This is a genomic window from Acidithiobacillus sp. TH-A117 (assembly GCF_057473465.1).
Genome location: NZ_JBYCKQ010000044.1, coordinates 35,812 through 43,981 on the forward strand (window position 1 = coordinate 35,812; position 8,170 = coordinate 43,981).

Genomic DNA, 8,170 nt, shown 5'->3' on the forward strand with positions numbered 1-8,170 from the left:
TAAGCCCCCCCCAAAACCGCCTGGAGCCAGTCACACTGGCTCTATTTTGCCCGTAGGGGACGGAAAGGCACAATTTTCGCCGTTCTTGCTGTAGCTTGGGGAGGGGTTTTTTGCCGAATGGGTGCAGACACCGTGCGATATCCCTGCCTATCGTCCAGCTCCGCCACCAAGTCTTCCGCCCGCAAATGGGCATACCTGGCGAGCATCTGGGGGGATTTGTGGCCCGTGATAGTACGCACTTTGGTGTCAGAGAGCCCTTTCTCGACGAATCGGCTGGTCGCCTCATGGCGCAGGTCGTGAAAACGCAAGCCTTGAATATTCGCGCGCTGCAAGGCGTTTCTCCAGACCTTACCCATGCGGTAGGGACGTCGCACCCCATCCCGACCGGGATTACCGGGGAATATCAGAGGAGAGTCATCCCGAGGATAGGTGGCTATGGCTTCCTGCAAAATTTCCGTGGCGCGGGCCGTGAGGGGCACACCCCGGGTGTCCTCATTTTTGGTATCCCGAAGCACCATGATGCGCCGGTCCAGATGCACGTCCCGGAGTTCAAGCGACAGGATTTCTTCTACGCGAGCGGCGGTTTCTATGGCCAGTTCGGTGGCCCAGGCCAGAATGGGATTACTATGAGCACGCACCGTTTGCAGAAGGCGTGCCGCTTCATCGTCTCCGTGCAAGCGGCGGTCTCGGCTACGGCCTTTGGGCTTGCGGACGGCGAGGGCGGGATTGCCGGGTAAGCCGACACCCCATTCGCGGATGGACACGGTAAACAGATGGGAAATCAAAGCGAGTTCCAAACGCACGGTATCATTCGCCCGCCCTTCGGCCAGGCGCTCATCCCGATAGCGGCCAATGATCTCCGGAGATAAGGCCACCAGGGCATATGCCCCTAAGCGCTGGCGTACGACCTTGGCGCTGGTGTGGTCGCGCTTTTGAGAGTCACCCTCTTTTTTGGTTGGGGTAACCTCCCGCAGGTAGCGGTCGAGGGCGATGCCCACGGTAAGCTTCTGACTGGTGGACCGGCGGATATAGACCCCCCGGACCATTTCATCTTCGGACTGCCGCGCCCAATCCTCGGCATCCCGTCGTGTGCGAAAGGTTTTGGCGGTGGTCGGCCAGCCCTGCTTGCGAATGACCGCTTTCCAGGTACCTGCCGGGTTCTTGACGATGGTAGCCATAAGACAAAACTCCCCTGTCCAAATTCAGCACTGTACTGAATCTGTACCTGAGGAGCAGGGGATTGTCAACCGTCATTTATTAACTGCTTGTTTTATATGGTGGGCCCGCACGGACTCGAACCGTGGACCAAGGGATTATGAGTCCCCTGCTCTAACCAACTGAGCTACAGGCCCTGAAGAAAGGGCGCGAACCATTTTCGCGCCCGCATTTTTAACACATTTTTGCCCTAGGAAGGAATGGTAACTTCGCCATCCACAAAACTGCGCAAACGCTCGGAGCGTGATGGGTGACGCAGCTTCCGCAAAGCCTTGGCTTCAATCTGACGGATACGTTCACGGGTCACGTCAAACTGCTTGCCGACCTCTTCCAGGGTGTGGTCGGTATTCATGCCGATGCCGAAGCGCATCCGCAACACCTTGGCTTCACGGGCAGTCAGGCCATTGTCCAACAGCTCTTCGACCACTTCCCGGATCGCCGCATTGACGGCCGAATCCGCCGGAGCGGTGACATTCCGGTCTTCAATAAAATCCCCCAGATGCGAATCTTCATCATCCCCGATGGGGGTTTCCATGGAAATCGGCTCCTTGGCAATTTTCAGCACTTTGCGAATTTTGTCTTCGGGCATTTCCATGCGCTCCGCCAACTCTTCCGGAGACGGCTCACGACCCATTTCCTGCAGCATCTGCCGACTGATCCGGTTCAGCTTGTTGATGGTTTCAATCATATGCACCGGAATGCGAATGGTCCGTGCCTGATCGGCAATACTGCGGGTAATAGCCTGGCGGATCCACCAGGTGGCATAAGTCGAAAACTTGTAACCCCGCCGGTATTCGAACTTGTCCACCGCCTTCATCAAACCGATATTGCCTTCCTGAATCAGATCCAGAAACTGCAGGCCGCGATTGGTATATTTTTTGGCGATGGAAATCACCAGGCGCAGGTTGGCTTCGACCATTTCCTTTTTGGCACGCCGGGCTTTGGCTTCACCGATGGACATGAGGCGACTGGCTTCCTTGATTTCCGCCACCGGCAAGCCCGCCCGTCTTTCAATTTCCGCCAGCCGCTTCATGATGGCGAGAATGTCATCGCGATACTCCACCAGTCGTGCGCTGTAGGCATAGCCACCATTGATCTGCTGATCAATCCAGCCCAGGTCGCTTTCATGCCCAGGATAACTGCGGACAAACTCCTTCCGGGGAAAGCGAGCCCGCTCGATGCAGATTTCCATGAGCTCACGCTCACATTGCCGCACTTCTTCAGTCAATGAGCGCAGAGCATCGGCCATGACATCAATCTGCCGGCCATTGAGCTTGATCTCCAGAAAACGATCCGCAAGTTCGCGTCTTTTTTCCTGATAGCTGGCGTCATGCATTTCACCTTCGGCATGACTGGTCAACAGATTCAGATAGGCTTCACGAATAACGGCAAAGCGCTCCAGAGCTTCTTCGAGTTGCGGCCCTTTGTCGGCTTCGAGGGTTTCTTCACCGTCTTCGTCCTCATCGTCGTCAGAGTCTGCCGCATCTTCTCCTTCCAGCAGGACCGCCTCGTCATCTTCACTAACGGCTTCGGCTTCCAGGGCATTGGGATCGATGAAGGCATCCACGACTTCATCCAGACGCATTTCGCCGCGCTCCACCCGATCCGCAGCATCCAGCAGCAGGGAGATGGTCGTCGGACAGGTGGAAACAGCACGCAGAACCTGCATGAGGCCATCTTCAATCCGCCGGGCGATTTCGATTTCACCTTCCCGGGTCAGCAGCTCGACGGTGCCCATCTCGCGCATGTACATGCGGACCGGATCACTGGTGCGACCAATATCCGCCTCGACCACCGCAAGGGCTTCCTCGGCGGCTTCTTCAGCTTCCTGGGCAGCTACGCCGACATTGCCCTCAGCATCCAGCAGGGTGTCACCATCGGGAGCCTCTTCAAATACATCAATGCCCATGTCATTGATCATGGAGATGACATTTTCCATCTGCTCAGGATCAAACACTTCTTCCGGCAGATGATCGTTGATTTCCCCGTAAGTCAGGTATCCCTGCTCTTTTCCGCGCGCAATAAGGCGCTTCAGCTCAGACCGCTGAGACTCATTGTCCACTACACTCTCACCGTCTCTCATAACTATCCTGCACTCGCGGAAAGCCGCACATTATATAAGAAAAAACCCCTGGATGAAAAGCCGGAATTCTGCATCAGGTATTCATCCTGCCCATTGGATACTTTATGATTCTGAAGGCTTGCGCCGACCACGCCGGGTCAACTGCACCATTTCGGCCCTCTCCTGCTCGGTCAATGCCCCCAATCCCGAACGATCCGCCGTAGATGCCATATAATCTATTCGCGCCTTGATCAGTCGTTGATTGACCCTTTGCACACACCCCGATATCTCGTTACGCATCAACGCGCCCTCCTGACTCTCGGCATCCGCATCCATGACCAAGGCATAACAAACCTCGGACAGATCAGAGCCTGCCAATCTCGCCAAGAGCTCGTGAGAACCTAGATGGGTCATGTTGGCCAAAATATCAAGGGTCGCGTCCAGATTTTTTGCCATCGGGTCTGCGGCAAAAGGGAGCAATGTTTTTTCCAGTTCCTGCCAGGCAGGATCTTCCGGATGGTTCAAAAGCAGACGCAAGGCATTTTTGAAAAGAGAAGGCCCCGCCTTGCCGCGCGCCTTTACCCCGCGCGCCGGCGCAAGCGCAGACTCCCGACCACGCCTTTTTACGGGTATGGCTAGGGCCATGCCACACAAATCCTGCAGCTTGTGCAGGTAAACTTCCCGCAGCGTCGTATCATTGACCCGCTGCAAAAATGCCCGGGCTTCACGCAGAAACTGGGCTTTCTCATCTTCCGCAGCAATATTGTAGCGGCGCTGCAGCTCGTCCAGATAATAGTCGATAGCTGGACGCGCGGTCGGCAACAGGGCTTCCAGCGCCGCCCCGCCCTGCCCGCGCACCAATGAATCCGGGTCCTGACCATCGGGCAGAAACAGTACCCGCAGCAAACGCCCTTCACGCAACAGCTCGGGTGCTATTTGTACCGCCCGCCAGGCCGCCTTGCGCCCCGCCCCATCGCCATCAAAACAGAGCAGGACTTCGGGCGCCGCGCGAAACAACATCTGCAACTGACTTTCACCGAGAGCGGTACCGCTGACAGCCACCGCATAATCCAGACCGGCCTGATGCAGGGTGATGACATCCAGATAACCTTCCACCAGGAGAGCCCGCCCCGTCCGGCGCAAGCCCTCCCGGGCCTGATGCAGCCCGTAAAGCACCTGACCCTTGTGATATAAGGGACCTTCGGGAGAATTCAAATACTTGGGTTCGCGGCCATCGAGACTACGTCCGCCCAGGCCGACCAATTGACCACGCCCATCGCGAATCGGAAAAATCACTCTCTCGCGAAAGCGATCATATACCGAATGGTCCTCGCGGCTACTGACCAGGCCCGCGCCGATCAATGCCTTTCGGGTATTGTCGTCCAGGCCCAGTTGCTGACTGAGAAAACTGGCGGCGGGCGGCGCATAACCCAACTCAAAACGGTCGATCGTGTCCGGATGAAGGCCACGACTCTGCCAGTATTGCTGGGCCACCGGATTTTCGCTGAGGGCGCCCCGGTACAGTTTGACCGCTTTTTCCAGAATCTGTCTAAAGGGACGGAAATCTTCCTGATGCGTCTGACCGGCAAGCTCCGTGGGCAAAGCCATGCCTGCATCTTCCGCCAGCAGGGTCACCGCTTCCGGGAAAGACAGGCGGTCATGGGCCATCAGAAAACCAATGGCATTCCCATGGGCGTGACAGCCAAAGCAGTAATAAATCTGCTTTTCCGGACTTACCGAAAACGAGGGGCTCTTTTCCTGATGAAAAGGGCAACAGGCCCAGAAATCCTTGCCTTTCTTTTTCAGTGGAACCCGCCCTTCCACCAACCGGACCAGATCGGTGCGCTCCAGCAAGGCATCAATAAATGCTGGCGAAAATTTCACCATGATTCAGCGCAACTCCAATTCACTGACGCCACCACCGCCCTGCTCGGGACGGGCCATGCGCCACTGGGTCACCCGGGGATCCTGCCGGGCAAATTCCCGCACCATTTCTGCCAGCACCCCATTACCTTTACCATGGAGCACCTCTACCTGTTGCCGACCGGAAGCCATAGCGCCGTCCACATGACGGCACAAAGCCTGCCAGGCATCGTCGCGCAGCTGGCCGCGCAGGTCGAGACGCCAGGGATGGTTTTCCGGAGAAGCATACTGAGTACTGCCCTTATCCTTGGGCATTTCCAGCGCCGCATCGGCACGAAACTGCGCCACCGGGATCCACAACTGCTTGCCACGCAACTGAATTTGCAGACGCTGACGCAGCGCGTCCACGCGCGTGATCTGGGTAACCTGACGCAGGGGCAAAAACAACCCCCTGCTCCCCACTTCCGGCAAAGCTGGGGCGGCATCCTGCACGGGCCGGAAAGGCGCCCCTGCCTGTTCCAATGCCGCACTGGCCGCCTGAGTGTCCCGCCCGGTTTTGAGCGCCGCAATGGTTTTACGGACTTCACTGCGGGCATTTTCGAGTAAGCGCTGCCACTCGCTGCGCGCTTCCTCTGCGGCGCGCTCGCGTTCCTGACGGGCCGTCTCCAGTTCCCGTTGCAAACGCTTCGCCGATTTGTCCGCTTCCATCCGCGCCAGCGTCGCTTCATCCATGGCCTGTTGCGCGGCGCGCAGCAACCCTTCCCGCTGTGCTTCCCAGCGTTCCCAGTCCTCGCGATCATCGGCATACAGGGCTTCCGCGCGACGCATGAGCGGCTCGGGCATACCGATGCGCCGGGCGATGGTCAGCCCCTGACTGGCGCCGCCCACGCCCCATTGCAGACGATAGGTCGGCGTCAGTGTTTCCGCATCAAAACCCATGCCGGCCAAGGCCACCCCCGGGCGACCCAGGGCATAGCGTTTCATGACTTCCAGGTGACTGGTCAACATCGTGCAGGCTTTGGCCGCCAGCAGTTCCTCTGCCACCGCCTGGGCCAGAGCGCCGCCCTCACGAGGGTCGGTACCATTACCCAACTCATCCAGCAGCACCAGACTATGGGCGTCGGCCTGCTCGAGCACGACCTGCAAGCGACTGACCTGGGCCGAGAAAGTGGACAGATCGGCATGAATATCCTGGGCGTCACCAATCACCGCAAAACCCTGGCGGAAATAACCCAGCTGGCCTTCGGCAGCCACCGGCAAACCCAGATAGGCCATCAGGTGATTCAAACCCAGCGCCTTGAGTAATGCCGTCTTGCCGCCGGTATTGGGTCCGGTAATGACCAACTGCTGATGCTCCTCTCCCAGCGCCAGGGAATTACCTACTACCAGTCCGGGATGCTGCAGGCATAAAAGCGGATGCCGCAGCTTGTGCAAGGCAAAAAAGGGATGTTTGTCCACCGGCACCAGAACGCCCTGATAGGCTTTCCCCAGCTCCAGCCCTGCCCGGACCCCATCCAGCTTTCCCAACTGTTGGACAGCACGGCGGATATTCGCCGCCTCCAGTCCGACCGCCGCACTCAAGATCCGGAGTACTTTTTCCTGTTCCTGACGTTCGGCCTGGCGGTCCTGCACCAGTTGATTATTGAGATCTACCGCCGTCAAGGGTTCTACAAAAAGAGTTTCGCCACTGGCCGAGCGGTCATGGACAATGGCCTTGATCCGCCCTTTGTGGCTGGCTTTCAGGGGCAGCACATAACGATCATTGCGCAGAACAATCAGCTGCTCCTGCCAGTAATCCTGCCAATCAGGATTGCGCAAAAAACCCTGTAAAAACCGTTGAATGTCATGGCGGCCCTGGCGCAACTGCCGGCGTAGTGCCTGTAGTTCGGTGCTGGCCGTATCCAGAAGCTCCCCTTCCTCATCGAGGGACTGCTGCAGACGGCGCAGCAATGACGGGGGAGGGTCAATATCGGCCGCCCATTCGGTGAGAGCGTCATCGATTTCGCGCAAGACGACAGCATAGTGCTTCTGTCCCAGCAAAACCTGACTCACCTGCAGCAATTGCCGGCCAGCGAGGACCGCCCCGGGACGCTCGACCAGATCCAGCGATGCGCGGATTTCCGGCAGAGTCATGACAGGCAGAGTTGAACCCGCCACAGCGCGTTGTTGCAGGCATTGGGCGAGATGGTGACGCTGATGGATTTCGGTCAGCGCTACCCAGGGATGCAGGTTTTTTACATAATCTTGCCCATAAGGATGGGCACAGCGGGCACCCCATGCGGCGCGAATGTCTTCCAGGTCAAGGACTCTGGCAAAGCTGTCCAGCCAGGGAGCGTTTCCGGTCAAAGCCGCAACGGCTGTCATCCGTTATTCAGACGCGCCTTCACTTTATCGGCAACCAGCGCCATGTCTGCTTTGCCCAGCAATTGCGGACGCAGGGCATTGAGCACCTTACCCATATCCTTGGGTCCAGCTGCTTCCAGTTGGGAAATGCTTTCGGCAATGAGGGCATCCAGCGCTTCCATACTCAGGGGCTCGGGCAAATAGGCCGTGAGCATGACAATCTCCGCTTCTTCCTTGTCGGCCAGATCGGGACGCTGACCCGCCCTGAACTGAGTGGCAGAGTCTTTGCGCTGCTTGATCAGTTTTTCGACAATACTCAAGATTTCCGCTTCCTCCAGGGTGCGACGCTCATCCACCTCACGCTGTTTGATGGCTGCCTGAAGCATGCGAATAGTCGTCAGCCGCTCGGACTCACGCGCGCGCATCGCCGCCTTCATATCCTCCTGAAGACGTTCGCGTAAAGACATGATCAGTACATCCGCACCAGACGCATGGACTGACGGCGCATCCGCTTCAACGCACGCTTGCGGGCGGCAGCAGCCTTGCGCTTGCGTTCTTCCGTGGGCTTTTCATAAAACTCACGACGACGCACTTCCGTCAGGACTCCGGCCTTTTCACAGGAGCGTTTGAAGCGCCGCAGCGCCACTTCGAAAGGTTCATTTTCTTTAACACGAACAGTTGGCATAG

General features: G+C 57.8%; 6 protein-coding genes and 1 tRNA gene. All 7 read right to left on the reverse strand.

Annotation, left to right across the window (positions count from 1 at the left end; genetic code table 11):
* Nucleotides 1-41: 41 nt before the first annotated feature.
* The 7 genes from AC2VLR_RS10890 to rpsU all read right to left on the reverse strand — a co-directional run bounded on the left by AC2VLR_RS10890 (nucleotide 42) and on the right by rpsU (nucleotide 8,168).
* Nucleotides 42-1,178 (reverse strand): site-specific integrase, encoded by a 1,137-nt coding sequence (locus tag AC2VLR_RS10890; RefSeq protein WP_486882137.1) that lies wholly within the window; start codon nucleotides 1,176-1,178, stop codon nucleotides 42-44.
* 97 nt (nucleotides 1,179-1,275) lie between these two features.
* Nucleotides 1,276-1,352 (reverse strand) — tRNA-Ile (locus AC2VLR_RS10895).
* 53 nt (nucleotides 1,353-1,405) lie between these two features.
* Complete coding sequence (gene rpoD, locus AC2VLR_RS10900; protein ID WP_486882138.1) at nucleotides 1,406-3,298, reverse strand: RNA polymerase sigma factor RpoD; 1,893 nt, start codon at nucleotides 3,296-3,298, stop codon at nucleotides 1,406-1,408.
* Between the two features lie 102 nt (nucleotides 3,299-3,400).
* Nucleotides 3,401-5,164, reverse strand: coding sequence for a DNA primase (dnaG, locus tag AC2VLR_RS10905; RefSeq protein WP_486882139.1), 1,764 nt, complete (start codon nucleotides 5,162-5,164; stop codon nucleotides 3,401-3,403).
* Between the two features lie 3 nt (nucleotides 5,165-5,167).
* Nucleotides 5,168-7,504, reverse strand: a complete 2,337-nt coding sequence (locus AC2VLR_RS10910; protein WP_486882140.1) for an endonuclease MutS2 — start codon at nucleotides 7,502-7,504, stop codon at nucleotides 5,168-5,170.
* Nucleotides 7,501-7,950 carry a GatB/YqeY domain-containing protein gene (locus tag AC2VLR_RS10915; protein ID WP_264319176.1) on the reverse strand — a complete coding sequence of 150 codons (450 nt, stop codon included), beginning with the start codon at nucleotides 7,948-7,950 and terminating at the stop codon, nucleotides 7,501-7,503. Before AC2VLR_RS10915 ends, AC2VLR_RS10910 begins: the two co-directional genes overlap by 4 nt.
* A 2-nt stretch (nucleotides 7,951-7,952) precedes the next feature.
* Nucleotides 7,953-8,168, reverse strand: coding sequence for a 30S ribosomal protein S21 (gene rpsU, locus AC2VLR_RS10920; RefSeq protein ID WP_010636820.1), 216 nt, complete (start codon nucleotides 8,166-8,168; stop codon nucleotides 7,953-7,955).
* Nucleotides 8,169-8,170: the final 2 nt, after the last annotated feature.

Bases quoted from the DNA above. Each gene is read 5' to 3' on its own strand.
- AC2VLR_RS10915 (WP_264319176.1), bottom strand. From the start codon at position 7,950: ATGTCTTTACGCGAACGTCTTCAGGAGGATATGAAGGCGGCGATGCGC.
- dnaG (WP_486882139.1), bottom strand. From the start codon at position 5,164: ATGGTGAAATTTTCGCCAGCATTTATTGATGCCTTGCTGGAGCGCACC.
- rpoD (WP_486882138.1), bottom strand. From the start codon at position 3,298: ATGAGAGACGGTGAGAGTGTAGTGGACAATGAGTCTCAGCGGTCTGAG.
- AC2VLR_RS10910 (WP_486882140.1), bottom strand. From the start codon at position 7,504: ATGACAGCCGTTGCGGCTTTGACCGGAAACGCTCCCTGGCTGGACAGC.
- rpsU (WP_010636820.1), bottom strand. From the start codon at position 8,168: ATGCCAACTGTTCGTGTTAAAGAAAATGAACCTTTCGAAGTGGCGCTG.
- AC2VLR_RS10890 (WP_486882137.1), bottom strand. From the start codon at position 1,178: ATGGCTACCATCGTCAAGAACCCGGCAGGTACCTGGAAAGCGGTCATT.